Origin of the sequence: Ectothiorhodospira shaposhnikovii, from assembly GCF_047222355.1 — a bacterium.
Lineage (GTDB): Bacteria > Pseudomonadota > Gammaproteobacteria > Ectothiorhodospirales > Ectothiorhodospiraceae > Ectothiorhodospira.
The window spans coordinates 1,472,508-1,499,193 of the sequence record NZ_CP178333.1 but is presented as its reverse complement, the minus strand read 5'-3'; the positions used below and the strand labels follow the sequence as shown (position 1 = coordinate 1,499,193).

The window sequence follows — 26,686 nt, the reverse complement described above, 5'->3', positions numbered from 1 at the left end:
CTATGCTCAACTTGGCAACAAAGACCTGGAATCAGTACAGCGCCGCGCCCCATCGACTCATGTTCCTTCCCGGCATGATCCAGCTGCTGCTGGTCGTGATCTACTGGGGCATCGAACTGACGGGGCGGTACACCACCCTATGGTCTCCTCTCTCGCTGAACGTACCGGGCTTTGCCCTTCATCCATTCCTGATGCTCTATGGGGTCTTTCCGTTCTTCATGTTCGGATTTCTCATGACCACCTATCCCCGCTGGATGAACACGACCGAGATCCCCCGGTCCCGCTATGTGCCGGCCTGGGTCGGCCTCACCGTCGGCATGGGGCTGTTCTACATAGGCCTGTTCAGTCAGCCCATCTGGGTCATCCTGGGGCTTGTGCTGTTTCTGGCCGGCTGGGCCTGGGCGCTGGCGGCGCTGTGGGCGGTGTATCGTGGCGCCCCCGCCGCCGACCGTTACTACGAAACCTGGCTCAACACAGTCCTGGTGATGGGATGGCTGGGGGCGGCTGCCTGGCTGGGGTGGCGCCTGGGCGCCCCCACCTTCTGGTATGCCTTCTCCCTGAAGGCCGGATTCTGGTTGTTCCTGATCCCGGTGCTGGTGATCGTCGCTCACCGGATGATCCCGTTCTTCTCCAGTTGCGTGCTTCGCCCCTACACCCTGGTGCAACCACGCTGGTCGATACCACTGATGGCGGTCGCCGTGACCGGTCATGTGGTGCTGTCCTTGACGGGGCATTGGCAATGGCTATTCATCGCCGACTTTGCCCTCGCTTTCCTGGCGCTGCATCACGCCTGGCACTGGGGTTTTCGCCGCGCCCTCGCCCACCGTCTGCTGGCCGTGCTGCACATCGCCTGGGCCTGGTTTGCCGCAGGCATGCTCCTGCACGGGGTGCAGAGCCTGATCCTGATGACGACCGGACACTGGTGGTTCGCACACGCACCTCAGCACGTCCTTGCCCTGGGCTTCATCACCACCATGACCCTGGGCATGGCCACCCGGGTCACGCTGGGGCACTCGGGACGTGCCCTTCAGGTCAACGGATTCACCTGGGCCTGCTTCCTGTCCCTCTCGGGAGCCACCCTCACCCGTGTGGCGGCCGATGTGCCCTGGCTGCCGGGGGGATACACGGGACCATTGAACCTGACCACCGCACTGATCTGGCTGGCCTTCATCACCCCCTGGGTGCTCTACTACGGCCCCATGCTCTGGCGCCCCCGCGTTGATGGCAGGACAGGGCCTTGAGCGGTGTCGGACGGGTGGGACACATGACCGCAAGTCGGGTGCGTGTCACGCGCCCTGCTGATCGTCCTTCCCAGGTAGCGCGCAGAAGCCGTGCTCCTCGGCGCCCAGCGCAGCATTGAACTTCGCGCTCATGTTCTGAAAACCGATCCAGGCGGTCAGCGCCGTGATCTCGTTCTCGCTGAATTCGTCGCGGAGCCGGTCAACCGCGTCGCTTTCGATGTCGGCGCAGGTCAGGGTCACCGCTTCTGCCCAGCCAAGCGCGGCCCGTTCGCGAGCGGAAAACAATTCGCTGTCGCGCCACTGCGCCACTGCGCCACTGCGTTTGCCTTCGATTCCTCCCCGCGCGCCTTCAGGAAGTTGTGCGCGTTGAGATCCACGCAGAACCGACAGCCGTTGAGCTGGGCAATGCGAATCGAGACCAGGGAACGCAACGCGGTGTCTATCGGATAGGACCGGCGCTGAAACGCCGCCAGCAACACCAGCATGCCGATAAAGGCGCCGGGCAGACGGCCCCATAGCCAGGATGGGGCCAGCACAGCGCCGTGCACCCGCCGCTGACGGCCCAGAAACCAGCGAGTAAATAACCCTCGACTGAAGTCGAAGGCTTTATTGTGAAACGAGAGCATGGTTGATCCCATTTCCAACATCAGGCGTATTTACAGCCGCCCTCGACAGCGGGGCACCGCTGCCGATCCGGGCAAGATTTCGACTCGCATTCAAGTCGCTGTGCGCCCGGAGACCACAGTGTTCGCACACGAAACGATGTTTGCTGCGCTTGCCGATGCTTCCGCAGTCGGAGCAGGTCTGGCTGGTATAGGCCGGGTTCACGTATTCGACCGCAATACCCGCCGCTTTCGCCTTGTATTCGACGAAGCTCTGAAGCTGCCGCCATGCCCAGCGGTGCAGGCGGCCACGCATGCGCTTGCCCGCCTTGATGCGGGAGCGAATGTGCGTCAGGTCTTCCATCGTGATCTTGGCGACACCAGCCTGGATGGCTGTCTGGACGATGGCCTTGCTCGTTTCGTGATTGATGTGCTTCACACGCCGCGCCTCCTTGCCGGAGACCTGCCGGAGCTTTTGTTTGGCGCTCTGACTGCCGTTGGACTGGAGGCGACGGCGCAGGGCAAGGTAACGGTCGCGCTTATCGCGCAGTGGCTCGCCGCCGAAGACCTTGCCCAAGCTATGGGCGGCGAGGTTGTTTTCTCCGACATCCACACCCATCACAGGGCCGGATGCCACAGGTTCCGCGTCGCAGGACTCGACGACAAGGTTGAAAAACCACTGCCCTTTGCGCAATACCAGCTCCGCCTCCTTCGGCTGGCCGGATTTAAGGATGCGGCGCTGATGTTCGCCGGGACGCATTGCGACCTTGATACGGCCATCAAGCGTGTAGAGCGTGACAGCATCGTTCTTGAGGGTGTAGGTGCGTTTGTCGAAGTGCACGCTGGGGCGGTCGAAGCGGATTTCCGGGATCGGCTCATCTTTCCTGATGCGCCCGAGTTCCTTTTGCGCCTTGTAGGCCTTGCACACCGAGAAGATGACGTTGCAGCACATCTGGCTGCCCAGCAGCGTGGCCTCCCGCAGGTTGCTGTACGTTCGCTGGTGCAGCCCAACCCGGTTCCACAGACGATACTCACGCACGATGGGAACCAGACGGTTGCACGCATCCGCGTAGGCTGTTCGCAACGCAGCAAGCGCTCTGGCCTGCTCCGCGCTCACCTCCAGCCGGATCGACGCCGTGCGCATCATCGCTTATCGCCTCTTGGTGACATGCTCGGAACGCTCGATGTAGCGACGGATGGTTTCGGCACTGACGTTTCCCGCCGTGCCGACGTAGTACGACGGCGACCACAGGTGTCCGCCCCACAGCCGTTTCTTCAGCGCCGGGAACTGCTGGAACAGACGGCGAGCCGTGACGCCCTTGAGTACCTTGACGGCATCGGCCACGGCAATGGCAGGCGGGATGCTGACGAACAGGTGGATGTGATCCGGCTGAATCTCCTTGGAAATCACCGGCCAACTCCGTTCCGCGCAAATCGCATCCAGCATCGCCCCTGTTTCCTCCGCCACCGCTCCAATCAGTACGTCGCGCCGATACTTCGGGCACCAGATCACATGGTACGCCGTTTGATAGACACAATTACGTTTCGTGACAACATCGACCATGGGTCAAAGTTTACGCCACATGGTGCGCTTTGCGCACCCGCAATTCCTCCCGCGATTGAAATCGCGGGTTTCCTTGCGGAGATTCTATGAAACATTCACACGATCTGATCATCATCGGCGGCGGGGTTGGCTGGCTCGTCATTGCCAGCGTGGCAGGGCAACTGGCCCGGCTTGGGGAGATGTTCTCGCTGCCCTGGGGGAGAGGCCCCGCGATAGAACCGTTCCGGGCCCAGTTTCTGGAGCAGGATCCGTGAGACCTGGTCATCATCCAGGTTGCCCTGGGCGGAAAACAGGGGCTGGATGCGGCCCTGACCGCCGGCCTCCTCCATGAGACGACCGCTCATGGCATCGCCCATGCTGGACACCATGCAGCCCTCCGGGGCCACATTGAAGACAATGTCGTAACCGGCCTCCAGCTTGCCCAGAGTCTCACCCACATAGGGGGATAACTCCCCGCCGGGCCGGCCGGTTGGAATCAGTCGCCGTGACCGGGCCAGTGCCTGCGCCATGCTCTCCGGCAGCGGTAATCCTGCCGCCCGGTACAGGGGGCGGGCCAGCCAGTGGCGGAACCCCCATTCCACCCCCAGGGCCCCGAGGAAACGGCCAGCGCGGGCGTTGCGCAGGCGCCGCAGCGATGACCGGGTGCCCGGATCAGTGGCGCGGGACAAGCGTACATGGCTCTCGCGGACCGTCTCCAGACTGCGCCAACGCCGACTCGCATTCTTGTAGTCCAGGTAGGACCACACGGGCGTGTAGGTCAGGTGGAAACGGCCTGGCCCAAGCAGCCTGAGCAGACAGTCGAACAGGGCCTCCACCTGGGCCACCCGCATGTACGTCTCGCCTTCCACGTGGATCTTCAACAGTGATGCCGCAGGCGGTGTATGCGTCACCCAGCGCCGGGCAAAATCCCGCAGTGGCCGCTGCAGCGAACGGCGGTGACGGTGCCATGCCGGCCACCAGGTCAACGCCCCCTCCGGCATCTTGCACTCACGCTGGATCTGGAAGAGGGTCGCCGTCAAGGCCCGGTATTCCCCTCGCAAACGCGCCAGAGCGTCGGTGTCGGGGCAGCGGGCCGCCGCCTCGAAGAGCAGCTGGTGACAGACCCCCTGCAGTACCGCGCCCTGCATGCAACGCAGCAACACCGTCCTGCCCAGGCCCACGTCAAACCCCTGATCTTCCAGCCCCACCAGAAACCTCAGCAGATCTTCCACCTCGTCCTCGCCGGCCTGGTCGCGTAGCGGACCCGTATCCCGATGGAACAGGAGCTTGTGGGTTTCCACATACTGCCCCTGGCGACAGGGCCCCATCCCCTTGTTGTTGAACACCAGCAGGCGGCGTTTACCGTAAAGCGGGGATTCTGGATCCCGGCGCAAACGGCGGAACCGTTCCACCAGGGCGAGTGTGTCTCCATAGACGGCGGCCAGCGGGGCACAAACCGACTCGCCCGCCGCGGCGCGGCCATGGCGGATGGTGGCCTCCAGGTCGTAGGTGTCGTCGTAGTTGTCCAGGCAGGTCAGCGGGGTGCTCTGCAGCACTGAAGTCACGAAACGATTGTCGGCCAGGGTCGGCAGTGCCAGCACGTCGCGGGTCGGATCGATACCGTCGGACAGGTCCGTGAGCCGTTGCAGGGTACGCACCTCGAAGCCTTCTTCCGGAGCCTGCCATACCCCCTGGGACAGGTACTGCCGCACCTGCTGGGCATGGGTGTTGACCCGGTTTTCCAGGTGGGCGAGTTCCTGGATGGCCGCATCCGACTGAATCAGCAGAAAGGGCCTTTGCCGTGCAAATTCCGACATCAGCGGCAGGCTGACGCTATCGGGCCCGCAGAGGAAGGTGGAGACGAAGACCAGGGCCAGCGGCTGGCGGTCCGGGGCCTCCAGTTGCCGGAACACGCGCTGCAATCGCCGATGTCGCAGCCGGGCATGCAGCTGCCCCCGACTGACCGCCCTCACCAGGGTGGCCATGACCTGGGGATTGCGCCAGTAGAGGTGGGTCAGATCGTCATCCACCGTCACATCCAGGGCATGCGCGGGCACGGGGACCAGTCCGCGGTCACGCAGCAGGCGGCCGGCATGACTGTCGTAAAGCCCCGGGGTGAGGATGTATTCCCGGCCCAGGACCAGCGCAACCTCCTGCCCGTGCCCCAGGAGGGCCTCTTCCAGCTGGTCGGCCAGGGTATCCTGAAGCGTCTGGCGCCAGGCCCGCTGACCGGCCAGCGCCTGCCCGATGGCCGTTTCCAGACGCGCCAGATCCATCTTGAGGTGATAGTGCGCGAAAACGGTTCGCAGCTGCGGCAGCAACTGCGCCGCCAGCGCGGCAGGATCGGGATGGCGCAGGTTCAGGTGGAACAGCTGGATCCGTGCCCCGGGCTGCGCCTCCTGAGCCATGGCCCGTGCAGTGGCCAGTCCCCCCTGGTTGATGGTGCAACTGCGTCCGAGGCCGGCCCCATTGAGGGGCAGGAACTCGATCTGCGGCGCCAGGATGTATCCGTGGGGCTCGGCGGCCAGCCGGATCAGCTGGCCCACCACCCCCAGATGCGGGGCGCAGGTATCGACGCGGAATCGCGACTGCCCGGCCAGCACATCCTCGGTCCGCGGCGTGTCCACGTGTACCGGCACGCCCAGTTGAGTGAACAGTTCGGCGAAAAACCCCGCCCATTCGGACACGGCGAACGCGCGGGGAATGATCAGGCGATCCGGCGCCTGGCTTTGCGGCAACCGCTCATGGCTGTGCCGCCAGAGCGTCTGGTAGGGGTCGGCCACCCGGGGTGCGTCCCGGACCTTCTTGCGTCCCGTGGCCTCGTTGATGGCACTGCAGCCGCCGAGGGTGAGGCGCAGTGTGCCCTGTTGCGGATCCAGGGTCTTGAGAAGGGTGCGATGGCAGCGGGCATCGGGATCCCCGCACACGGCCCCCTTGCAGGTGATGATGTGCTTGTCGTACTGACGCTGGATGAAGGTGTCCAGGTCTAGGGTGACGGCATCAGCGGTCTCATCCGCTGCCGGCAACAAGCCCAGACAGGCCCGGTGGCCAGGCAAGGGCGGGATCAGGCCGTAAACCTTCTCCCCGGTCAGACGCTGCAGGCGACTGATCACCGCCGTGGGCAGGGGGTGGCCCAGCATCGGCTGGCCGTGCAGCAGCACCACGGAACGCGGCGGCAGGTGGATCTGGTTCCATAGCGTGCGGGCCATGTTCTCCACCACCGCCCAGCAGGCGGAGGCCAGGATCACGTCATTACCCACGCCACGCGCCTGCAGGGTACGGGCGTGCTCCAGGAGGAACACCGAACAGGTGGCATCCAGGTGGTGGGCGCCCGGGGCCGATAGGGCCTGTGCATAGGCCTCGGAGGCGGAAGACAGACCAAACAGGCTGGCCAGCGTGTCCATCAGGCTACCGGTGCCGGCGGAGCACTTGATGTTCATGGCGTTGTCGAACAGGTCACCGCCTTCCAGCAGCAGGGTGGAGATCTTCGTGTCCTCCCCGCCGATGTCCACCAGAATGCACCAACGGGTGTCCACGTCATGCCCGGCCTCGGCCAGATGGCGCACGTGCTCGCGAGCGGCCTCCAGGGAGCCCCGTGCGTGGGCATAATTTTCCACCATCACCGTGACCCGTCCATCCAGCGTCGGGTAGAGCCGGGTGAGGGCTTCGCGTACCTGGTAGCGGGCACTGCCGGTGATGCCGATGCGCCCCACGTTGAGTTCACGGTGACCGGCGTCGCACAGGGCGGTGAACAGGGCCTTCAATGTGGCGATGGTCTCGCCAGCATTGCTCTGCGACGCGGCGTGCAGCAGGCGGCCATCGTCGGCGGCCCTGACCACCATCTTGGCCATGGTGGAGCCCACGTCCAGGCCGATGTTCACCGGATGACCCGGGGGCCAGCCTTGTGGATCCAGGGCCGGTACCGGCTGGCGATGCAACTGTTGTCGTTCCTGGAGTTGCGCTTCCAGGGTGTGAAAGGCCGGGTAGTCGAAGGCCAGCCTCACGGGATCGGGCGGTGCTGACGGGATCATCGGGTCCGGTTCCGATTCATCCAGGGCCCGCAGACCTTCCAGGGCCAGGTTGGCGTCAGGGAGGTGGGTGATATGGCGCACACCGGCGTCGCCGAGGGCATCCCGGGCGCAATCCCGGGCAAAGGCCCATCGGAACAGACCGCCACTCAGCAGCACCCGGTCCACGGGCAGGGGCAGGCGTCGACAGGCCTTGTTGACCTCGGATTTCAGTGTGACCGCCAGGGCATGGGCCACCGGGATACCCTGGTTCTTGTCGGAGATGGTGGCCGACGCCCCGAACACACCACAACGGTCGGCTCGCACCGGCAGGGCCATGCGCCGCTCCCGGCCCGTCTCGCCCAGATACTCGGCAAGCACCGTATCCACGTCTTGTGCGGGGACATCCAGTTTTTGCAGAACACGGCTGAGGTTGGTGCCCGAGCCGGCACCACAGCGTGGGTGCGTCACCAGCCCGGCGTCCCCGGCGCCACCATCAAGGTCCAAACTGAGAGCCAGGTAGCCGGAAGCGGAGATCTCCAGAAGCCCCATCCGCTGCCCGGCGTGGTCACGCTGCTGGCGCGCTCGCAGGGCTGCCCACAAGGCGGCGGCGGGCAGGACGGCGGAGCCGCATCCCAGCAATTGGCGCACCGGCTCGGCGAGTTTTCCCGTGAGGCGCACCGCAGCTCGTTGACTCGCTTCCTGCAGTCCACTCTCGCGTAACTGTCTGGGCAGATGGCTACCGGTCTCCAGCTGCCATTCACGCGCTGGTGACCCCTGGACGTACAACACCGCCCTGACCTGGCTGACGCCGGCGTCGATGTAGAGCTTGGTCGAATCTTTTCGCGACATACTCCAATTGTGGTTCATCTTGAAAGGGAAGTCTTCAACACACATCCGTATCTGCTACGACTTGACCAGAACATCCATGTCTACTAGCTTCGGGAGTGTAAAGATCATACTGGAGGGTGCAAGCAACCCATTGTTTACTCTGCCAAAAATTGAGATTCTATGCGCTCGTTCACTGCAACTCTGGCGGCTTCGGCCGCGTGCATCGCACTGATCTCTCCCGCCATGGCCGAGGAAATACCTCACCGCGACGACTGGGTCATGAACTCCATCGGCGGCGGAGACTTCAGGCAGTACATTTTCTCGATCACCTGGCGAGTCATCACTTGGAGGAGCGAGCCCGGCCTGACGACAAAACCACTACTTGCATATTCAACTGCGGTGCGTTGGAGCCAGGGATCCCGGCCACCAGTGCCCACCGCCAGGTGACGTGTGGCAATGGGATCCTGCGACTGCCAGTGGGGAAGCCATGAATGACGAAACTGGCGCTCCCCCCAGGGCGACAAGGAGTCCGAGCAATGATTGATTCACCACGTGCTGGCGGTCGCGTCAGAGAAGTCTTCAGCGCCTTTCTGCTGCTGGGATTGACTTCCTTTGGTGGGCCCATCGCCCACCTGAGCTACTTTCGCACTGAGTTTGGGGCCGGCCAGCAGCCAGGTGGGCTTCGCGCTGGGACTGATGCGCGGTGCCAATGCGGCTGTCGTCGGCATCCTGGGGGCTGCCCTTTATCACCCGGTCTTCACCAGCGCCATCCTGGGTCCCCAGGAGTTTGCCCTGGCGCTCACAGGCTTTCTCTTGCTCAGCGTCTGGAAACTGCCCGCCTGGGCAGTGGTGATCATCCTGGCCGCTGGCGGCATTCTCATCACCCTGTAGCGGGCATCTCCATGGCCGGAAATCCGGCTCACCAGATGCCAGGTCAGGATGCATACCATTGATGAAGTCTCCTGGGACAAGCTCAAGTCCGATGACGAGATACAGGCCCTGCGCGTTCAGTCCCGCGCAGATGGACACCTTCCGCGACATCGGTCCCCTACACGCCTGCCAGCCACCCTATAACCTCTTCGAACGGGGCATCGAAGCGGATGTCCTGCCCTACTGCCGGGAAAACGGCATCACGATCCTGGCTTATGGCGCACTCTGCCGGGGCCTGCTCAGCGGTCGCATGGGACCCGACACACGCTTCGACGGCGACAACCTGCGCCAGTCCGATCCCAAGTTCCAATCGTCCCGATTTGACCAGTATCTGGCGGCGGTCCGGGCCCTGGACCACTTTGCCCGGGAGCGTTTCGAAGCGGCTTTCAAGCCGGTTCGATCAGGTCGCCCCCTTCGTGGAAGGCCAGCTTCACCCACCAGCAGGTGCCCGAAGTCATCCTGGGGGCAGGACTCCCCCCGGAGTGTTCAGGGTTTTTGCCGCCCTATCTGATCCAACGCGGCCTTGAAGGCCTCTTGATCACTTGCCAGCTGATTATCTTGGCTCAGGGCCAGAAAGGCCTTGATCCGATGCCTCAGGATGCGGTAAGCCTGCTCGAACGCGGCGTTGATGTCCTCCTCCGTGCCGGTGGCCTTGGCCGGATCGTCCACACCCCAGTGGGTACGCAGGGCCGATCCCAGGTATACCGGGCAGGTCTCTCCGGCCGCGCCGGCACAGACGGTGATCACCACATCCGGCGTTTCCGGCAGATCTTCCCAGGACTTGCTGCGAAGCCCCTCGGTCGGGATACCCTCCCGCTCCAGCAAAGCCAGGGAACGGGGATGCACGGTCCCGGTGGGCTGGCTGCCGGCGCTCATGGCTCGCCAACCCTGTGGAGCCAGGGCATTGAAGGTGGCCTCGGCGAGGATGGAGCGGCAGGAATTACCGGTGCACAGGAAAAGGATGTTCATCGTTGACAGGCCCTTCAGTGATCGGGAGCCGGGTTGGCGCCTCGACGAATGATGCTCAAATCTCTGTATGATCAGTCGTGGATCTCGCTCCAGGGTTCCACGACGAGTCTTCGGTGATGCTGCTCAAGGATTTCCCGGAGCCATCGACCCTCGGCGGCCTGACGTGCTCGCAGGATGGGATCGCTCACCTTCAACGGGCTCAGTGCCTGATTGACGATCCAGCCGGCGGGTTCGATACCGGCTCGACGCAGATCGGCCTGTAAGGCCGCCGCTTCATGCACGGGAGTGGCTTCGGGCAGGGCGCAGATCACCACATGGGTAAAGGCTGGATCCCGCAACCGGGGCAACAACTGTTCCACCGCTTCGGGCACACCCTGACTCTGGCGCCCCAACTCCCGGTGGTAGGCCTGCGCGGCATCCAGCAGCAGGATGGTGTGACCGGTGGGAGCCGTGTCCAGGACCACAAACTGATCCCGGGCCTGATCGACGGTCCAGGCAAAAGCCTGGAAGACGGCGATTTCCTCGGTGCAGGGAGAACGCAGGTCCTCTTCCAGCAACCGGCGCCCCTCCTCATCCAGACCCTTGCCGGCGGAGGCCATGACCTCTTCCCGATAACGCCGGGTCTCCAGGGCCGGGTCCACCCGCCCGATGGTCATGCCTTCGGGGATCTCGCCCACGGCAGCCTCCACATGGGCTGCCGGGTCCGTGGTGGTCAGGTGGACCTTGTGGCCGTGACGGGCCAGGGTCACCGCGATACGGGCCGCCAGGGTGGTCTTGCCCACGCCGCCCTTGCCCATGGTCATGATGGCGCCATGGCCGCGGCGACCCAGGGACTCCACCAGGGTCTCGAAGGTCTCACCTTCGGGCGCCTGAACCGATTCAGTGGCTTCGAGCGGGGGTTCCGCCTCCGCCAGAAGAATACGCAGGCCTTCCAGGCCCATGGGGGGGCGTCCACGTAGCGGGCGTTCGCTTCGAGGCAGATCCCGGAGCGACGCAGGCATGTGCGTCAGAGCCCGGCGCCCCCGTGCCTCCAGGGCCCGGGCCACCGGATCTTCCGCATCCACTGCCTGAAACAGACCATTCACCACCAGATGCTGGTTGGTCACGCCCAACTCCCGCAGTTCTCCACTGGAACGGGCCGCTTCCTTAAGGGCCGCCGCTTCGGGGCGGCTCACGAGAATGAGTGTGGTGCGCTTGCCGTCTCCCAGGCTATCCACGGCCTGGGCATAGATCGCCTTCTGGTTGGTCAGTCCCTCCAGGGGACCCAGACAGGAGGTGCCGGAGGTGTTGGTTTCGATATATCCCGTCCAGGCACTGGGCAAGGACAGGAGGCGCAGGGTATGCCCCGTGGGCGCGGTATCGAAGATCAGATGATCGAAGTCCCGGGTGGATTGGGCATCGCCCAATAGCGCGGCGAAGGCATCGAATGCGGCAATCTCCATGGTACAGGCACCGGAGAGCTGTTCCTCCATACTGTTCACCACCGCCTCCGGGAGCTTGCCCCGGTAAGGGCCTACCACCCGTTCGCGATAGGCGGCAGCGGCTTTTTCCGGATCGATGTTCAGGGCCTGGAGGCCGGGAACCGCCGGGATGGGGGTCGGTGAATCGGAGAGTGGCGTCTCCAGCACTTCATCCACGTTGGAAGCCGGGTCGGTGGAGATGAGCAGGACCTTTTTGCCCTGTTCCGCCAGGGCCAGGGCACTGGCACAGGCCAGTGAGGTCTTGCCCACGCCGCCCTTGCCGGTGAAGAAGAGATGTCGGGTGGGGGGGCGGAGGAAATTCATGCGCTCTTGCCGCATTCCGTCTCCAGCCCGGTCCATTGGGCCAGTTGCTCCCGATCCGGGTATACGCCCTGACTCTTCACTTCTCCGTCCACCAGAAATACCGGCAGGGCGTCCTCGCCGTCCTTCTCCAGAATGGCCTGGATGGCGGCGTTCTCCACGAAGGCCCCCGGTTGCTGGGCCAGGTTGTAGCGAGTCACGGTCACCCCGGACTGACGCAGCCAGGCCAGGTCGCCCGCCAGTCTGGAGAGCTTTGGGTCCACGCTGGGTCCGCAAACGCCGCTGGCACAGCACTGGGGGGGATCGAATACGGTGATCTCGGTCATGGGTGAGTCCCTCGTCATGGATGACAACACGGCCAGAGAATACGCCATTTCATATATGCGGGCAAGCGAATGTATAGATCGCATGAAACGCCCGAGGCTTTAAAAACCGACCTCCATGAACAGATAGGTACGATTGATGTTCATCCGGTGCCAATCGTCGTAATGGCGCAAGTGCCGAAATTCCGGCAGGTCCGCCAGGCGTGTCACCACTTCGTCCAGGGTCTCCCAGTGCGCCAGACCTTCCTTGACCTCGCGCACCAGCATGGCCAGGTAATCGCCGGTATCCCGCTGCGCCGTGGCCAGATCGGTGGCCTTACCGTGGCCGGGAACGATCACTGCCGGCTCCCAGGAAGCCATCGTCTCGAAGGCCTTGAGCTGTTCCACCGGATTGCTCCAGGGATGAATGCCCAGCATGCGCTCGGTATAGACCACATCACCGGCGAAAACCACGCCATGATCAGGCAGATGCAGGAGGATATCCCCAGGGAAGTGGGCGTCGCCGGCATAAACCATCTTGAAGCGCACCCCGCCCAGCTCGAATTCATGATCATCAGCGGGGATGGGCGCCGGAGCGGGACGCGGCTCGGTCCCTGCCATGGCGGCTGCGCCCAGGGTGGTCATCAGACGCTCCAGGTGCTGCCGGGCGAACTCTGCCTGGGTGGAGGCGGTGCGTTCCAGTGCCAGGATCTCGGCCCCTCTGGAGAGGAAGTGATCGTTGCCCAGCCAGCGGTGATCCTGACTGCCCAGATTGATCACATGGGTAATGGGGTGGTCGGTCAGTCCAGCCACGGCCTGCTCGATGCGCTGGGCCACGTGGCGACTGGGACCGCTATCGATCAGTACCACCCCCTCGTCGGTGATCACGAAACCCACATTATTGTTCATGCCTTGGTTGGCCTGGGTTCGGTTTTCCAGGGAGCCGTAAAAGTAATGAATCTGCTCCGTGATAGCCCGTGGCTCAAGAATGTGTTCGATGGGGCGGTCCTCATCCGCCATGGCCACGGTGAGGGAGTAGATCATCAGCCCAACCAGGATGAGTGAGAGCACGGGGGTACGGGCCACCACTATCTTGCTGGCATTCATCGCTATGTTTCTCCTGCATTCACCACCCGCAGAACACCATGCCGGTCGAGCCACGGATCAGATGTCGTCCTTGATACGCGCCTCGAAACTCTCAAGCTGCCGGGTGTCGATGCCGGCGATGTGATCCAACGGCACGGTGAAGACCACCCCCTTGGAGTGTCTGGCCAGTTCGAGTTCCGCCGTCAGTGCCTTCATCACCCGCAGCGACAGCTTCTTTTCCAGCACGCAGATCAACACACTCTGAGAGCCCTCGTAGGTGAGTCCGAAAAAGGTCTTCTTTTCCTTGGCACCGATCCCGCGGGCATCCAGCATCGTCACTCCGCCGGCACCCGCCTTCTTGGCGATGTCGATGGCCTTTTCCTCAAGGTCATCCGCGATGATCGCGACAAGTACCGCAAATTTCATGATTCAGCCTCTCTCCACCGCTTGGCGAGTTCAACCGCGATGGCGTAGAGCATCACGGACATGATGGGAAAGATGGAGGCGAACGCGATCAGACCAAAACCGTCGATCATCACGTTGCGCCCCTCGATGTGCGTGGCCAGACCGATACCCAGCGCCGTCACCAGCGGCACGGTCACTTCGGAAGTGGTCACGCCACCCAGATCGTAAGCCAGTGCCACGATGTATTTCGGGGACAGGAAGGTCAGCAGGATCACCACGGCATAACCGGCCATGATGTAATAGTGGATCGAATCGCCGGCAATGATGCGGTGCACCCCGATGGTAATCCCGATCGCGACACCCACCGCGACCAGGATGCGGATCACGTTGCCGTTGAGCTGGCCCTTCGCCGCCTCCTCTGCCTTCTGACCGATGGCGATCAGGGCGGGTTCGGCCATGGTCGTGGCGAAACCGATGGCAAAGGCGAACAGGTATACGAAGAGCCAGCGGTCCAGTCCGATCAACTGCTCGGCCATGGTCTGGCCGATGGGAAACAGCCCCATCTTCAGGCCCACCACGAAAGCGTAGAGGCCGACGATCACCAGCAGGAAACCTCCCATCACCTTGTGCAGATGGGCAATATGCTTGCGGATCACCAGATACTGGAAGATCAGGACGACCGCGATGATCGGCAGCACGTCGCGGAACATGATCATCAGGTCGCGCAGCATGCCCAATACCACGCTGCCGGCGATCTCCTGAACCACCTCGGTGACCACCGGGTCCGCCACCGCTTCCACAATACCCTGGGTCACCTCCCGAGCCTCACCGAAGCTGTACACGATGATCCCGTAGATCTGCACTGAGATCATCGGCACCATGACCGCCAGCCCGACCAGTCCGAAACCGTGAATCAGGGGATTGCGACCGCGCACCGATACCGCCAGGCCGATCCCCAGGGCCGCGATCAGTGGCACGGTCACGATGTTCGTGGTCACGCCACCGGAGTCATACGCCAGCCCGACGATCTCCTCCGGTGCGAAAAAAGTCACGATCACCACCACGACATAGCCAATGATCATGTACCAGTGCAGACTGTGCCCAAGCAGAATCCGCACCACGCCCAGTGCCACCACCAGGCCGACGGATACCGCGACAAGCAACCTCAATATCATCGCACTGATCCTGCCTTCGCTGATGATCTCCGCCTGACTTGCGACCGCGATCAACGCAGGTTCCGCCACCACGGCGGCAAACCCCAGACAAAAGCCGAATATCATCAAGAGCGGCAATGAGCCTTTGCGCGCGAACTCGTTGGACAGGTTCTTGCCAATGGGAAAAATCCCCAGCTCAAGCCCTTGCAGGAACAACGCAACACCCAGCACGACCACCAGCAGACCGATGGCCATGGGCAACCACTGGTCCGGGACCTGACGGATGATCAGGAACTGAAAGATGCCGACCACCAGGATGATCGGCAGCAGATTTCGGAACGCATGGTTCAGTAAGTGCAGGAATTCCCTGAGTTGGTTCACGGGCGTGGCTTTGTCTGGTGAAGGGAGAGGATGGGGCAGGCTTCAGCGAGGGCTGTCTTCCAGGCGGTCAACCGGGCCGAGTTCGATGATGTGGCGATGCAGCGCCTCGATGTCGATCCCGCCGACACCTTCCACCGGGAGGCAGAAGGCAAGACCCTTGAACGGTTCCAGCAGCTTCAATTCAATGTTCATCCGCTCCGCGATCCGGATCGCCGTGGCTTCGTCCAGCAACGCCACCAGGACCGTCTCGATACCGTAGTAGGTCAGACCGAAGAAGGTGATGTGTTCCGGGAAATTCAGGCCACGCGCGGAGATCAGCGTCATCCCGCGAGCACCCTCCTCCCGGGCAATTTCCCGTGCCGCCTCCTCAAGCTCGTCCGCCACCACGGCCACCAGCAGTTTCGCCTCCAAGGCCCAGTCTCCACCGCTTTTTGAACCTGGAACGAAGATAGCATAACCACCCGGTCGTTTTTCCTTTACCTAGAACGCGCGAGGGACCAACCGTGCATGATAGGGGCGTATGGGATCCAGTGACGCGCTCAGGATGTCCCCGCGACCTGGTCGCGCCCGAGCCGCTCCAGTTCATCGGCAACATCCTTGGGCAACGCAAGAGCCTGGGCCAGCTGATCGAGCCAGGCCCGCTCCATCGGATTTTGCTCATCCACGATTGCCACGCTGACCAGATACATCTCACGTGCCGCTTGGGGTGAGTCAACCCGGGCCGCCAACGCCCGGGCATCCAAGGGCGCGGAGAGCTGGCGCTCAACCCAGGCGTGCAGTTCCTGATCCGCCCCTAGCGCATCAATCTGTTCAGTGATCAACGCACGTTCCTGATCATCGATATGACCGTCGGCACGGGCCGCCATGATCATCGCCTGCAAGAGCTCAAGGCTTCGATGCTCCCGCGCCGGCCCGGACAGGCGTTCCACTGGCTCTCCGCCTATGGAAGACACCTGATTTGACCCTTGCGTGTTCTGCCACGCCTTCCAGGCCAACGCGCCCACGCCGGCAAGCGCACCGTACTTCAGCGCCTTGCCACCGAGCTTGCGACCGCGTTTGGAACCCAACAGCAGTCCCAGCGCACCACCACCCAGCACGCTTTTCATATCCAGGCCCAGACCACCGCTGCCCTGCTGGGCAGATCCCTCTCCGCCACCCAATTGACGGGAAAGGCTATCCAGCACACCCTTGAGATCCATGCCTCCCGCACCTTGCCGAGCGCCACCTGACTGACCACCGGCCTGCCGAATCAACTGGTCCAATATCTTGCTGGCGTTCATGTCTTACCCTCGTTGAAGGACTGCGCGGCAGCGGGCCTTCAATCTGACACCAAATCGCGACTTCGGCAATTGTTGAAAACGGGTCAAGGGCATCGATGACCGGGATCGTCAGCTCGAATTCAGCTTGATTTAAGCTTACGGTGGCACACTGCCCTCCACATCCACAGCCAGAGGCGCACGCCCATGCATATCCGATCATTGACCACACCGTTTCTTTGCCTTGCCCTGCTTGCCCCCGGGCTGAGCCTGGCCGGGGACCGCATGGAGCACAACGAGATCCTGCGCCTGCGGGCCGCCGGGGAGATCATGCCCATGGAGGAGGTACTCAGACAGGCCGCCGGGATCGTGCCGGGGCAGTTCATTGAGGCCGAACTGGAACGGGAAGACGGCCGTTACGTGTACGAACTCAAGATCCTCGATGCCGACGGGGTACGTCACAAGCTCTATCTCAATGCCGGCGACGCCAGTCTGATCAAGCGTGAACGAGACCGCTGAGCAGGATCCGGACACGGCACTTGAAGTCCCGGCGGCTGTCCCGGTCCCGGTGCGCCCGTCCATGGACGGGCGCACCGTCTTTTTGAGCACAAGGCAATGAACTCCCTCAAATTCCGCTTGAGCCTGCTGGCCGCCCTCTGCCTGCTGGCCCTGCTGGCGGCCCAGGGGCTGGGTCTGAAGACCCTGTCCCGAGTCCTGGTGGACGGCTATCTGGTGGACCGGCTGGAACATGACGCCGATACCCTGTACGTACACCTGCTGGACAGCGAGGAAGGGCCTGCCGCCTTCAACCGCACCCTGGGCATCATCTACAGCACCCCGCTCTCCGGGCACTATTTCCGGATTCAGTCCCCCCACACGGTGGTGCGCTCCCGCTCCCTCTGGGACGAAGACCTGGCATCTCCCCCGGTACCGGAAGGCGAGCAGTGGCTCACCCGCATGGAGGGGCCCGCGGGTCAGGCCTTGCTGGTGCTCAGCCGCGGCTATCGCATCGACGGCGAGGCCGTGGTGATCTCGGTTGCCCAGGAGCTGGGGCCCATGCAGACCGCCGTGGACGAACTGGAAGGGCGTTTCATGGCCATGACCCTGGCGGCCCTGGGGCTGGCCCTGCTGCTGCAATTTCTGGTGATCCAGCGCGCATTGCGCCCCCTGGACGCGGCGGTGGACGCCTGCCGCCGACTGGAGACCGGCGAGGCGGTACCGGTGAACCTGCCCGCGCCCCGGGAGATCACCCCCATGCTGGAGGCCGTCAACCGGCTCATCCGTCACCACGGCCTGCGCCTGACCCGCAGCCGCCGGGCGCTGGGCAACGTCAGCCATGCCCTGAAGACCCCCCTGGCCGTGCTCTCCCAACTGGCGGACGAACTCTCGGCCCGTGGCGATGAAGACACCGCCTGGACCCTCCGGCGGCAGCTGCGCGCCATGCACGAAACCGTGGAACGGGAGATGCGTCGCGCCAGTCTGGCCGGCCGGGGACATCCCGGGGCCGGCTTTGACGCCCGCAAGGAACTGACCGACCTGGTGGAGGCCCTGGACCGTCTCCACCGTCACCGGGTGACGATGCAACTGCAAGTGACCACCGGCACCTGGCCGCTGGATGGAGAAGACATGCTGGAGATGTTCGGCAATCTGCTGGACAACGCCTGTCGCTGGGCAACCTCCCGGGTCCGGGTGAGAGTGAGCCCGACCCGTGAACACACCCTGCAGGCGATCATTGAGGATGACGGCCCCGGCATTTCCCCGGAGGACATACCGCTGCTGGGGCGCCCGGGCCGCCCTCTGGACGAACGGGGGGACGGACATGGACTGGGTCTGGGCATCGTGCAGGACGTAGTGGACCAGTACGAGGGCCGAATCACTTACGACGCCTCCCCCGACCTGGGCGGGCTGCGGGTCAACGTGACCCTGCCCCTCCCGGTCCCGTCATCCTCAAACCCCGCCCCGAACACACTACGGGAACAGTTTGATGAGAATCCTGATCGTTGAAGATGATGTGGAACTGGGGTCGCGCCTGCAGCGGCGCCTGCAACGGGAAGGGCTGGCGGTGGACCTGGCCCTGAACGGCGTGGACGGCCGGCATCTGGGAGAAACGGAACCCTATGACCTGATCGTGCTGGATCTGGGGCTGCCCGACCTACCGGGCATGGCGGTGTTGGCCGCTTGGCGCGAGACCGGCATCACCACCCCGGTGCTGATCCTGACTGCCCGCAACAGCTGGCGAGAGCGGGTGGAAGGACTGCGACAAGGGGCCGATGACTACCTGGGCAAGCCCTTTCATGTGGAAGAGCTGCTGGCCCGTATCCAGGCCCTGCTGCGCCGCTCGGCGCCGGTACGGGACACCACCCTGCGACTGGGTCCCTGGCGCTTGGACGAGCAGCGTCAGGTGCTGGTGGACGGCCCCGACGAGTTGCCCCTCACCGCCACCGAATTCAAGTTGCTGCGCTACTTCCTGCGTCATCCCGACCAGGTGCTGTCCAAGACCCGGCTGGCGGAGCATCTGTACGAATACGAGAGCGAACGGGACAGCAACGTACTGGAGGTGTACATCTCCCGGCTGCGGGAGAAACTGGGCCCGGATCTCATCCAGACCCGTCGCGGCCAGGGCTATTATCTGCGGTCGCCCCCTCCCCGTCCGGAACGGGAGAAGAATTAAGCGTGGATTAAGCTTGCCGCGTCACACTGCCCCCATCTCCACACAACATGAGGGCAGCAACACCATGAACACCCCCCATCAGATCCCGGTCTGGGACCCCGTACTGCGCATCTTCCATTGGGGTCTGGCCGGTGCCTTCATCACCGCCTACGTGGTCGGCGACGACCTCATGGACGTACACACCCTGGCCGGCTACGCGGTCCTGTTACTGGTCCTGGCCCGCATTCCCTGGGGGTTCATCGGCGGCACTCACGCCCGTTTCCGGGACTTCGTGCGGCCTCCCGGCGAGGTCATGGCCCACGTGCGCGGACTGCTGCGGGGACAACCCGAATACCACCGGGGTCACAACCCCCTGGCGGGCTGGGTGTATGTGCTGATGTTCATCAGCCTCATCGGCCTCGCCGTCAGCGGCATGGCCACCCTGGGAGCCGAGGAATCGGCGGGCCCCCTGGCCGGACTTATGGCCGGCGCCGGCCACGGCGCGGCGGAAGCGGTGGAGGAGATCCACGAGTTCCTTGCCAACTTCACCCTGGGCCTGGTGCTGATCCATCTCATCGGTGTGCTGCTGGGCAGCCTGGCCCAGAAGGAGAATCTGGTGCGCGCCATGATCACCGGCCGCAAGAGACGCTCTGAATAGGCCCTTCGGACGTTGCGCTCGCCATCCCTGTCGTCCCTGCGAAAGCGGGAATCCAGTCACAGACTGAAAACCCCGGACTCCCGCCTTCCGTACCTGCCACCGAGCCTGCGAAGCACAATCCTGATCGACACATTTACCGGTTGACGTTGATCCCTGGGAGTACCCGCCATGAAAACCTTGAAAACCATCCCCCTTGCCCTGCTTGCGGCCCTGCTAATCCCTGCGGTGGGGCTGACGGCGGAAACCATTGATCCCCTGGAAGTAGTTCAGCTCCAGGCAGACCACCGGATCCAGCCCATGGACCATGTACTCAAAGCATCCGGAAAGACCGCCTACGGACAGATCATCGAATCCCACCTGGAGCGTGAACAGGGGCGATACGTCTACAGGATCAAGACGCTCGGCGTCGATGGTGTCCTGCACCGGATGACCGTGGACGCGGAAGACGGACACCTGTTGCGACATGACTCCGGCATGCACTGAAAAATCCTTCCAACCGCACCCACCCGGCCGGAAAAGCCGGATGGTCCGCTGGCACCGGGAAGCAGCCGGCTGTCCTTTAAGGTTGATTTAAGCTTGCGAGCCTACGCTGTGGCCATGAAAACGCATCCCAGCTTCAAACGAGTGTCCCTGAACGTGCTGCTTCCCCTGTGCCTTGTGCTGGCGAGTACGGCGACAAGCGCCGACACACTGGGTCAGGTGATAGCGGCGGCCCTATGACACTGGCCGAGCAGGTGTCGGGATACACGTCAAGGACCATGTTCCTGATCCACCTGCCCCCCGAAACACTCCAAACCCTGCTGACCGACCTCGGCAGGGATTTTTCCGGCAGCGGCATCCACCACTGGCGGGTTCCCGTCCTGGACCAGGGAAGGCTCTAGGTCCCGTTTTTCATCCAACCCATTCATCCCCGAAAAGGTAGATCAACATGCAAGACAGACACCGGTTGTTGTTACCCATCCTGCTGGCCCTCGGCCTCTCGGCGCTGGCACCGGCATGCAGCCTGCTACCCGAACAGATCACGCAAAGCACACTCGAAGTCGAGACCATCGACTCAACCGATTATAGGTTCGGCCCCGTCCGGGTCATGCAATACGAACAAGGTCTGCAGGTCAGGGGGACCATCGCCCATGATATCCACCGCCGCGGCGCCATTCCCGGAACCATCCACATCGAGGTATTAGCCCAGGACGGCCATCTGCTGGCCGAAGCCGACGCCTACCCTATGCGCAAAAACCGCCAGGCGTACTCCGCCCGGTTCGGTACCTGGCTTCCGGTGGCGCCGGAGGCCGGCCAGAGGATCAGACTCAGCCATCAACCCTGATCCTCCCTCAGCCCAGCATGACGCAACCCGCGACAACCTGCCAAGGCGTCGCGAACACCCCGATCACCGCCCAACCCCTCAACTTGCGTGATGCATGGACTAATATCAGAAGGGCACATATCGGCGTGCGTTCAAGCAGCACAAGGGGGTGCTGTGAACGTCCTGATGTTCACCAATACCTATACACCCCATGTAGGCGGCGTCGCCCGCAGCGTGCAGACCCTGTGCACGGGGCTGCGCCGGCAGGGACATCGCGTGCTGATCGTCGCCCCGGCCTTTGACCACATGCCGGCCGACGAGCCGGATGTACTTCGGGTACCGGTGCTGAGGCACTTTCACGGCAGCGATTTCTCCCTAGCCCAGGCGCTCGGCGACGCAGCGACCATGCCGACGCGCAATCCATGAAACGATCGTGCCTCTCTCCCCAATCCGGCACCGTGGTCCATCTGCTCGGCCTGCTGATTGCCACGCTGCTGCGTCTGCTGGGCGCCACCTGGCGCCTGGAAACCCGGGGACTGGAGCCGCTGAGCAAGCTGCTCGCCGACGACCGTCGGGTATTGCTGGTGTTCTGGCATGGCGGGTATCTGCCGCTGTTTCCGCTGCTGCGCGGACACAAGGCCGCGATTCTCACCAGCGATTCACTCCGGGGCCGGATCATCATGGATGATCTGTCGTCGGTTCGGCTATCAGGGCATGATCCTGCCCGGCAATAACCACACCTCGGCACAGGCACTCCGGCAGATTGCCGTGACCGCCGGCAAGGCCATTGCCCTGGCCGCCGATGGCCCCCTCGGCCCGGCGCGCAGGGTCAAGTCGGGAGCGGTCAGGCTGGCATCCGACCTGGCCTTCGTCATCATTCCAGCGGCCACCGTCGGACGACACCAATGGACGGCATGGCGACGCTGGGACCACATGAGCCTGCCGGTCCCGTTCACCCGTGTGGCACTCATTTTCGGCGAGCCGATCCATGTCCCCACTGGGCTCGGCGGCCCCGGGATCAGGGACTGGGAGACACGAATCAGTAGCGCCCTCGAAGCCGCGCATCGCACCGCGGCACAACAGGTCGGTCGAGCGGCGCACACCATGGCCGAGCCTCCACCCCTGCTGACACCGATGGCCGACGAAGAGCGGAACAACGTCTCGCGCCCACCCCACTTCACTGCCCATGCCCTGCAATCCTGGTTCATCGGCTTGGCCCTCATCGCGGGCATCATCGCCGTCGGCACCCACCTGAGTGAACTGGAAGCCTTCCTGGAACTGGCGCAAAACGCCAGGCCGCGCTGGCTGCTGATCGCCATCTTCGTCCTGGATGCTGCCACCCTGTGGGTCCTGCTGCACGCCATCGGGCTGGAAGTCTCGTTCTGGGTCGCCCTGCCGAGTTTCGTGATGGCCTCCATCGCCGCCACCCTAGGGCCAATGTCGTCAACTTAGGCAGTAACCATTTGAATTTGATAAAATAATCGGAAACACAGGTAAGCCAGAGATTTCCGGAACCATGAAAAAACTATTGACCAGCCTACAGAAACCCGCTTGCCTCTATGAGAATAATTCTCAACAAGCTTGATGCAGCCCTTGATGACCGCGAGTTCATCTCCGCGCATCGCTACCGGCCCCAGGATTTTTCCCGGCAGCGCTCACTGACCTTCAGGCACATGGCGCTGTTCTTCCTCTCCGGGGCAGTACCCTCCCTGCAATTCGGCATGGACAAGCTGTTTCGTGGCCTGACAAAGGACCGAAGTGCCGCAGCCCCAACCAAGCAGGCCATCTCCAAGGCCTGCCGCAAATTCCCCTATGAAGCCCTTGTCAGCCTGCAACAGCAGGCCGTGAAGACCTTTTATGACGAGCATCCGGCCCAGCGATGGATGGGCTATCGGCTCGTCGCGGTGGATGGCACCAAGGTGCGGCTGCCGCTCAACGATGACTTGGCCGAGGAGTTTGGTACTCAGGGGAACCAGACCAAAACCCAGCGGCCGATGGCGCTGCTGGTCAGCCAGCAGGATGTGCTGACGCGAGTGCCCCTGAGTTGCGAGCTGGCTCCAGTACGCATGGGTGAGCGTTTCCTGGCAGAACGCCTGCTCAGCGGCCTCAACACCGAAGATCTGGCCCTGTATGACCGAGGGTTCCCTTCCTTTGCCCTGTTCGCAGCCCACCGCCACGCCAAGGTGGATTTCTGTGCCCGGCTGCCCAAGAACTTCAATACTCAGGTGTGCCGTTTCATCGCCTCGGGCCAGGCCGAGACGGTGATTCACTGGACGCCCACCTCCAAGATGCGACGGGACTGCGCCGCGCTGGAGGTCTGCGACCGGCCGATGGAATTACGCCTGATTCGAGTGGCGCTGAATGACGGGCAGGTGGAAATCCTGGCCACCAACCTGCTCGATACCGAGCAATACCCGATCCATCTGTTCAAGCCGCTCTATTCCGAGCGCTGGGGCGTGGAAGAATCCTACAAATCCTTCAAGGCCTGGCTCGGCGTGGAGCGATTCCGCACCCGCGACCGGCTGAACGTGTACCAGGAAATCTACGCCCGCTTCCTGACGCTCACCCTGGCTTCCATGAGCGCTGCCCTGTCTCAGCCGGTGGCCCGGCAGATGACGGCTCACCGCACTCGGGATTACCGCATCAACTTCCGGGCGACGATCCTCAAGTTCCGTGAGCAGTTCCACGCGCTCTGGCGATCCCAGGATCCCTTGGCTTCAGTCCTTGAGCTCCTGGCCTGGGTCGTCCGAGATCAGGAGATGATTCGGCCTGGCCGCTCCAATCCGAGAAAATCGAAACACGTCAATCCATTACCTGGGATGGCGTCCTAAGTTGACGACATTGACCCTAGGGCTGGTACCCCTGGGTCTTGGCACCTTTGAGGCCACCTGCCTGGTCATGCTGAACCTGCTTGGCGTTCCGCTGGAGGCCGCGCTCACGGCCACGATCCTACTGCGTGGCCTGACACTCTGGCTGCCCATGCTGCCCGGCCTGTGGTTCGTGCGGCGGGCTCTTGCCTGACCTTCGGGGAACGTGATGGCACGCCATCCGCCAGATGAAGAAGACGCCTACTGGAGCCGGGAGATCGGACAGCTGTTCCGGGAATTCGGCAGTTCCGGGCAGGGGCTGTCCCCGGAGGTGGCGGCGGAGCGGATGGACCGGACCCTCCAGCATCCCCTGAGCCGGGACAGCACACCGTCCGCCTGGCGGATCTTTGCCCGGCAGTTTCGCAGTCCACTGATCCTGATCCTGGCCTTTGGCGCCCTGGTGTCCCTGCTGGTCCACGACTGGGTGGAGGCGGCGATCATCCTGGCCATCGTGCTGGGCAGCGCACTGCTTGGATTCATCCAGGAATTTCGGGCATCGACGGCGCTTGCCACGCTACGCCAGCGGCTGGCCCTGACCACACAGGTCCTGCGCGACGGCCAGGCCCTGACCGTGCCCGTGGACCGCGTGGTGCCCGGCGACGTGGTACTCCTGTCCGCGGGCAATCTCGTACCGGCGGATGGAGTCATTCTGGAGGCAAGGGATTTTCTCGTGGCCGAAGCCGGCCTCACGGGTGAATCCTTTCCCGTGGAGAAGCGACCGGGAATCACCGCCGCGCTGACGCCGCTCGCACAACGCACGAACTGTGCGTATCTAGGCAGTTCGGTGCGCAGCGGCACGGCGCGGATGCTCGTCACCCGGACCGGGGCCGACACGGCCTTCGGCGCCATCGCCGAGCGCCTTGCCGAACGTCCCCCCGAAACCGCATTTTCCCGGGGCGTGCGCCATTTCGGCTTTGTGCTGGTACGCATCATGATCGTCATGGTGGTGTTCGTCATGACAGTCAACCACCTGCTGGAACGTCCCGCCATCGAGTCCCTGCTGTTCGCCGTGGCACTGGCCGTGGGCATCACGCCGGAACTGCTGCCCGCCATCATCACCGTCACTCTGTCCCACGGTGCCCGGGCCATGTCCCGTCGCGGCGTCATCGTCCGGCACCTGGAATCCATCGAGAATCTGGGCAATATCGATGTGCTCTGTACCGACAAGACCGGCACCCTCACACAAGGCGTGATCACCCTGAGCGAAGCCGTTGACCACGCGGGGCGTCCGTCACGGGAAGTGCGCCGGCTGGCCTATCTCAACGCAGCCCTGGAAACCGGCATCGACAATCCTCTTGATGCCGCCATCCTAAAGGCCTGCGCCGACGCCCCTCCCCCGATCGAATCTCATCGCAAGATCGACGAGATCCCCTACGACTTCTCTCGCCGCCGCCTGACCGTCGTCATCACCGACGACGACTCACCCTCGCGCCACCTGATCGTCACCAAGGGCGCTTTTGCCAACATCCTGGACATCTGCACCACGATTTCCCGGGACGGCATCCCGCATCCCCTGAATGTGGCGGAACGGACCCGGCTGATAGCCTGGTTCGAAGCCCGGGGAACCGAGGGTTATCGCGTACTCGCGCTGGCAACCCGCTTGGTGACGGCGCGCCCCCGCTACACCCGAGACGACGAGAAGGACATGACCCTCCGCGGGTTTTTGCTGTTTCTCGACCCGCCCCGGACCGATGCCGCCGAGACCCTTGAAACCCTGGCTTCCCTAGGCATACAGGTGAAGGTGATCACCGGCGACAACCGCCATGTGACCGCCCACTTGGCCGACAGCCTCCGGCTGCCGAGCAAGACCATGATCACCGGTGCGGAACTCGCCGGCATGAGGGACGAAGCCCTGTGGCAACAGGCCCGGGCAGTGGATCTGTTCGTGGAAGTGGATCCCCAGCAAAAGGAACGCATTGTCAGGGCCCTGCAACACACCGGACACAGCGTGGCCTATCTGGGAGATGGTATCAACGACGCCCCCGCCCTGCATGCGGCGGACGTGGGCATCTCGGTGGAGGGCGCGGTGGACGTGGCCCGCGAAAGTGCCGACGTGATCCTGCTTGAACCGGACCTGAAGGTTCTGCGCCAGGGCGTCATGGAGGGACGGCGCACGTTCACCAACACGCTCAAGTACATCGGCATCACCACCAGTGCCAATTTCGGCAACATGCTGAGCATGGCGCTCATCACGCCCCTGTTGCCGTTCCTGCCCCTGCTTGCCAAGCAGATCCTGCTCAACAACTTCCTGTCGGACCTCCCCTCGGTGGCGATCTCGACCGACCGGGTGGATGCCGTGGACATGGAACGGCCGCAACACTGGGACATGCGTCGACTGCGGCGCTTCATGCTGATGTTCGGGTCGGTCAGCACGGTCTTCGACCTGATCACCTTCATGATCCTGCTGAAGGTGTTCGAGGCGGGCGAGTCAACCTTCCACACCGCCTGGTTCGTCGTCTCACTGATCACCGAACTGGCCGTGGTGATGGTACTGCGCACACGGCTGGCCGCCTGGCGCAGCCCCCCGTCCCGGGTATTGCTCGGTACCACGGTGTTCGTGTTCCTGGCCGCACTGACCATCCCCTACCTGGGTCCCGTCGCCGCCCTGTTCGGGTTCGTTCCCTTACCCGGCCTGATCCTTGCCACGATGCTGCTGGTGTGTGCCGGCTATATCGTGGCGACCGAGGCCGCCAAGCGATGGATCTTCTTTCGGTAAGTCA

29 protein-coding genes are annotated in these 26,686 nt (G+C 63.4%); 16 read left to right on the top strand and 13 right to left on the bottom strand.

The window, feature by feature from the left end; all coding sequences use genetic code 11:
• Window positions 1–11 precede the first annotated feature (11 nt).
• Complete coding sequence (locus ACLF6L_RS06835) at window positions 12–1,241, top strand: NnrS family protein (RefSeq protein ID WP_412852637.1); 1,230 nt, start codon at window positions 12–14, stop codon at window positions 1,239–1,241.
• Window positions 1,242–1,286: 45 nt separating this feature from the next.
• Here ACLF6L_RS06835 and ACLF6L_RS06830 read toward each other — a convergent pair whose 3' ends face one another.
• The 5 genes from ACLF6L_RS06830 to ACLF6L_RS06810 form a co-directional block, all read right to left on the bottom strand.
• Window positions 1,287–1,481 (bottom strand): hypothetical protein, encoded by a 195-nt coding sequence (locus ACLF6L_RS06830; RefSeq protein WP_412852636.1) that lies wholly within the window; start codon window positions 1,479–1,481, stop codon window positions 1,287–1,289.
• Complete coding sequence (locus ACLF6L_RS06825) at window positions 1,478–1,867, bottom strand: carboxymuconolactone decarboxylase family protein (protein ID WP_412852635.1); 390 nt, start codon at window positions 1,865–1,867, stop codon at window positions 1,478–1,480. The genes ACLF6L_RS06830 and ACLF6L_RS06825 overlap by 4 nt, the downstream gene beginning before the upstream one ends.
• Entirely contained in the window at window positions 1,848–2,990 is a 1,143-nt protein-coding gene (locus tag ACLF6L_RS06820; protein ID WP_412852634.1) for an RNA-guided endonuclease InsQ/TnpB family protein, read from the bottom strand. Before ACLF6L_RS06820 ends, ACLF6L_RS06825 begins: the two co-directional genes overlap by 20 nt.
• A 3-nt stretch (window positions 2,991–2,993) precedes the next feature.
• Window positions 2,994–3,407 (bottom strand): IS200/IS605 family transposase, encoded by a 414-nt coding sequence (gene tnpA / locus ACLF6L_RS06815; RefSeq protein ID WP_238630331.1) that lies wholly within the window; start codon window positions 3,405–3,407, stop codon window positions 2,994–2,996.
• Between the two features lie 95 nt (window positions 3,408–3,502).
• Window positions 3,503–8,245 (bottom strand): acyl-CoA dehydratase activase-related protein, encoded by a 4,743-nt coding sequence (locus ACLF6L_RS06810; RefSeq protein WP_412852633.1) that lies wholly within the window; start codon window positions 8,243–8,245, stop codon window positions 3,503–3,505.
• A 654-nt stretch (window positions 8,246–8,899) separates the two neighbouring features.
• Between ACLF6L_RS06810 and ACLF6L_RS06805 the strand changes: the two genes are divergently transcribed.
• Entirely contained in the window at window positions 8,900–9,115 is a 216-nt protein-coding gene (locus ACLF6L_RS06805; RefSeq protein WP_412852632.1) for a hypothetical protein, read from the top strand.
• A 61-nt stretch (window positions 9,116–9,176) separates the two neighbouring features.
• Window positions 9,177–9,665 (top strand): aldo/keto reductase, encoded by a 489-nt coding sequence (locus ACLF6L_RS06800; protein WP_412852631.1) that lies wholly within the window; start codon window positions 9,177–9,179, stop codon window positions 9,663–9,665.
• Here ACLF6L_RS06800 and ACLF6L_RS06795 read toward each other — a convergent pair.
• From ACLF6L_RS06795 to ACLF6L_RS06760, 8 genes are all read right to left on the bottom strand, one after another.
• Window positions 9,641–10,123: an arsenate reductase ArsC gene (locus tag ACLF6L_RS06795; RefSeq protein WP_238616768.1), complete on the bottom strand. Its 483-nt coding sequence runs from the start codon at window positions 10,121–10,123 to the stop codon at window positions 9,641–9,643. The genes ACLF6L_RS06800 and ACLF6L_RS06795 overlap by 25 nt on opposite strands.
• Before the next feature lie 71 nt (window positions 10,124–10,194).
• On the bottom strand, window positions 10,195–11,907 hold the full coding sequence (gene arsA / locus ACLF6L_RS06790) for an arsenical pump-driving ATPase (protein WP_412852630.1): 1,713 nt from the start codon (window positions 11,905–11,907) through the stop codon (window positions 10,195–10,197).
• Window positions 11,904–12,230 (bottom strand): arsenite efflux transporter metallochaperone ArsD, encoded by a 327-nt coding sequence (gene arsD, locus ACLF6L_RS06785; RefSeq protein WP_238616766.1) that lies wholly within the window; start codon window positions 12,228–12,230, stop codon window positions 11,904–11,906. The genes arsA and arsD overlap by 4 nt, the downstream gene beginning before the upstream one ends.
• A 99-nt stretch (window positions 12,231–12,329) precedes the next feature.
• Window positions 12,330–13,313, bottom strand: coding sequence for an MBL fold metallo-hydrolase (locus tag ACLF6L_RS06780; protein ID WP_412852629.1), 984 nt, complete (start codon window positions 13,311–13,313; stop codon window positions 12,330–12,332).
• A gap of 57 nt (window positions 13,314–13,370) precedes the next feature.
• Complete coding sequence (locus tag ACLF6L_RS06775; protein ID WP_238616764.1) at window positions 13,371–13,718, bottom strand: P-II family nitrogen regulator; 348 nt, start codon at window positions 13,716–13,718, stop codon at window positions 13,371–13,373.
• Window positions 13,715–15,232, bottom strand: a complete 1,518-nt coding sequence (locus tag ACLF6L_RS06770) for a DUF1538 family protein (RefSeq protein WP_238616763.1) — start codon at window positions 15,230–15,232, stop codon at window positions 13,715–13,717. Before ACLF6L_RS06770 ends, ACLF6L_RS06775 begins: the two co-directional genes overlap by 4 nt.
• Window positions 15,233–15,274: 42 nt before the next feature.
• The gene (locus ACLF6L_RS06765) at window positions 15,275–15,643 is read right to left on the bottom strand and encodes a hypothetical protein (protein ID WP_238616762.1); all 369 of its coding nucleotides are present in this window, start codon (window positions 15,641–15,643) and stop codon (window positions 15,275–15,277) included.
• A 128-nt stretch (window positions 15,644–15,771) separates the two neighbouring features.
• Window positions 15,772–16,512: a tellurite resistance TerB family protein gene (locus tag ACLF6L_RS06760; protein WP_412852628.1), complete on the bottom strand. Its 741-nt coding sequence runs from the start codon at window positions 16,510–16,512 to the stop codon at window positions 15,772–15,774.
• A 183-nt stretch (window positions 16,513–16,695) separates the two neighbouring features.
• Between ACLF6L_RS06760 and ACLF6L_RS06755 the strand changes: the two genes are divergently transcribed.
• The 13 genes from ACLF6L_RS06755 (at window position 16,696) to mgtA (ending at window position 26,682) form a co-directional block, all read left to right on the top strand.
• Window positions 16,696–17,007: a PepSY domain-containing protein gene (locus ACLF6L_RS06755; RefSeq protein WP_008933013.1), complete on the top strand. Its 312-nt coding sequence runs from the start codon at window positions 16,696–16,698 to the stop codon at window positions 17,005–17,007.
• A 96-nt stretch (window positions 17,008–17,103) separates the two neighbouring features.
• Window positions 17,104–18,492, top strand: a complete 1,389-nt coding sequence (locus ACLF6L_RS06750) for a sensor histidine kinase (RefSeq protein ID WP_412852627.1) — start codon at window positions 17,104–17,106, stop codon at window positions 18,490–18,492.
• On the top strand, window positions 18,473–19,159 hold the full coding sequence (locus ACLF6L_RS06745) for a response regulator transcription factor (protein ID WP_238616759.1): 687 nt from the start codon (window positions 18,473–18,475) through the stop codon (window positions 19,157–19,159). The genes ACLF6L_RS06750 and ACLF6L_RS06745 overlap by 20 nt, the downstream gene beginning before the upstream one ends.
• A 64-nt stretch (window positions 19,160–19,223) precedes the next feature.
• The gene (locus ACLF6L_RS06740; RefSeq protein ID WP_238616758.1) at window positions 19,224–19,796 is read left to right on the top strand and encodes a cytochrome b/b6 domain-containing protein; all 573 of its coding nucleotides are present in this window, start codon (window positions 19,224–19,226) and stop codon (window positions 19,794–19,796) included.
• Between the two features lie 168 nt (window positions 19,797–19,964).
• Window positions 19,965–20,279 (top strand): PepSY domain-containing protein, encoded by a 315-nt coding sequence (locus tag ACLF6L_RS06735; RefSeq protein ID WP_412852626.1) that lies wholly within the window; start codon window positions 19,965–19,967, stop codon window positions 20,277–20,279.
• A gap of 275 nt (window positions 20,280–20,554) precedes the next feature.
• Complete coding sequence (locus ACLF6L_RS06730; protein WP_412852625.1) at window positions 20,555–20,677, top strand: hypothetical protein; 123 nt, start codon at window positions 20,555–20,557, stop codon at window positions 20,675–20,677.
• Window positions 20,678–20,724: 47 nt separating this feature from the next.
• On the top strand, window positions 20,725–21,120 hold the full coding sequence (locus ACLF6L_RS06725) for a hypothetical protein (RefSeq protein ID WP_238616755.1): 396 nt from the start codon (window positions 20,725–20,727) through the stop codon (window positions 21,118–21,120).
• A 153-nt stretch (window positions 21,121–21,273) separates the two neighbouring features.
• Complete coding sequence (locus ACLF6L_RS06720) at window positions 21,274–21,525, top strand: glycosyltransferase (protein WP_238616754.1); 252 nt, start codon at window positions 21,274–21,276, stop codon at window positions 21,523–21,525.
• Entirely contained in the window at window positions 21,522–21,833 is a 312-nt protein-coding gene (locus ACLF6L_RS06715) for a hypothetical protein (RefSeq protein ID WP_412852624.1), read from the top strand. The genes ACLF6L_RS06720 and ACLF6L_RS06715 overlap by 4 nt, the downstream gene beginning before the upstream one ends.
• A complete protein-coding gene (locus tag ACLF6L_RS06710) occupies window positions 21,784–22,551 on the top strand; it encodes a hypothetical protein (RefSeq protein WP_412852623.1) in 768 nt (255 codons plus the stop codon). The genes ACLF6L_RS06715 and ACLF6L_RS06710 overlap by 50 nt, the downstream gene beginning before the upstream one ends.
• A 107-nt stretch (window positions 22,552–22,658) precedes the next feature.
• The gene (locus ACLF6L_RS06705) at window positions 22,659–23,930 is read left to right on the top strand and encodes an IS4 family transposase (protein ID WP_412852622.1); all 1,272 of its coding nucleotides are present in this window, start codon (window positions 22,659–22,661) and stop codon (window positions 23,928–23,930) included.
• A gap of 1 nt (window position 23,931) precedes the next feature.
• Window positions 23,932–24,120: a lysylphosphatidylglycerol synthase domain-containing protein gene (locus ACLF6L_RS06700; RefSeq protein WP_412852621.1), complete on the top strand. Its 189-nt coding sequence runs from the start codon at window positions 23,932–23,934 to the stop codon at window positions 24,118–24,120.
• A gap of 15 nt (window positions 24,121–24,135) precedes the next feature.
• Complete coding sequence (gene mgtA, locus ACLF6L_RS06695) at window positions 24,136–26,682, top strand: magnesium-translocating P-type ATPase (protein ID WP_412852620.1); 2,547 nt, start codon at window positions 24,136–24,138, stop codon at window positions 26,680–26,682.
• Window positions 26,683–26,686 lie beyond the last annotated feature (4 nt).

Excerpts from the sequence above, each read along its gene's own strand:
- ACLF6L_RS06810 (WP_412852633.1), bottom strand. The coding sequence starts at position 8,245 with ATGTCGCGAAAAGATTCGACCAAGCTCTACATCGACGCCGGCGTCAGC.
- ACLF6L_RS06730 (WP_412852625.1), top strand. The coding sequence starts at position 20,555 with ATGTTCCTGATCCACCTGCCCCCCGAAACACTCCAAACCCTGCTGACC.
- ACLF6L_RS06820 (WP_412852634.1), bottom strand. The coding sequence starts at position 2,990 with ATGATGCGCACGGCGTCGATCCGGCTGGAGGTGAGCGCGGAGCAGGCC.
- arsA (WP_412852630.1), bottom strand. The coding sequence starts at position 11,907 with ATGAATTTCCTCCGCCCCCCCACCCGACATCTCTTCTTCACCGGCAAG.
- ACLF6L_RS06740 (WP_238616758.1), top strand. The coding sequence starts at position 19,224 with ATGAACACCCCCCATCAGATCCCGGTCTGGGACCCCGTACTGCGCATC.
- ACLF6L_RS06705 (WP_412852622.1), top strand. The coding sequence starts at position 22,659 with ATGAGAATAATTCTCAACAAGCTTGATGCAGCCCTTGATGACCGCGAG.
- ACLF6L_RS06755 (WP_008933013.1), top strand. The coding sequence starts at position 16,696 with ATGCATATCCGATCATTGACCACACCGTTTCTTTGCCTTGCCCTGCTT.
- ACLF6L_RS06745 (WP_238616759.1), top strand. The coding sequence starts at position 18,473 with ATGAGAATCCTGATCGTTGAAGATGATGTGGAACTGGGGTCGCGCCTG.
- ACLF6L_RS06710 (WP_412852623.1), top strand. The coding sequence starts at position 21,784 with ATGATCTGTCGTCGGTTCGGCTATCAGGGCATGATCCTGCCCGGCAAT.
- ACLF6L_RS06825 (WP_412852635.1), bottom strand. The coding sequence starts at position 1,867 with ATGCTCTCGTTTCACAATAAAGCCTTCGACTTCAGTCGAGGGTTATTT.
- ACLF6L_RS06800 (WP_412852631.1), top strand. The coding sequence starts at position 9,177 with ATGAAGTCTCCTGGGACAAGCTCAAGTCCGATGACGAGATACAGGCCC.
- tnpA (WP_238630331.1), bottom strand. The coding sequence starts at position 3,407 with ATGGTCGATGTTGTCACGAAACGTAATTGTGTCTATCAAACGGCGTAC.
- ACLF6L_RS06735 (WP_412852626.1), top strand. The coding sequence starts at position 19,965 with ATGAAAACCTTGAAAACCATCCCCCTTGCCCTGCTTGCGGCCCTGCTA.
- ACLF6L_RS06715 (WP_412852624.1), top strand. The coding sequence starts at position 21,522 with ATGAAACGATCGTGCCTCTCTCCCCAATCCGGCACCGTGGTCCATCTG.
- arsD (WP_238616766.1), bottom strand. The coding sequence starts at position 12,230 with ATGACCGAGATCACCGTATTCGATCCCCCCCAGTGCTGTGCCAGCGGC.
- ACLF6L_RS06725 (WP_238616755.1), top strand. The coding sequence starts at position 20,725 with ATGCAAGACAGACACCGGTTGTTGTTACCCATCCTGCTGGCCCTCGGC.
- ACLF6L_RS06750 (WP_412852627.1), top strand. The coding sequence starts at position 17,104 with ATGAACTCCCTCAAATTCCGCTTGAGCCTGCTGGCCGCCCTCTGCCTG.
- ACLF6L_RS06775 (WP_238616764.1), bottom strand. The coding sequence starts at position 13,718 with ATGAAATTTGCGGTACTTGTCGCGATCATCGCGGATGACCTTGAGGAA.
- ACLF6L_RS06795 (WP_238616768.1), bottom strand. The coding sequence starts at position 10,123 with ATGAACATCCTTTTCCTGTGCACCGGTAATTCCTGCCGCTCCATCCTC.
- ACLF6L_RS06780 (WP_412852629.1), bottom strand. The coding sequence starts at position 13,313 with ATGAATGCCAGCAAGATAGTGGTGGCCCGTACCCCCGTGCTCTCACTC.
- ACLF6L_RS06760 (WP_412852628.1), bottom strand. The coding sequence starts at position 16,512 with ATGAACGCCAGCAAGATATTGGACCAGTTGATTCGGCAGGCCGGTGGT.
- mgtA (WP_412852620.1), top strand. The coding sequence starts at position 24,136 with ATGGCACGCCATCCGCCAGATGAAGAAGACGCCTACTGGAGCCGGGAG.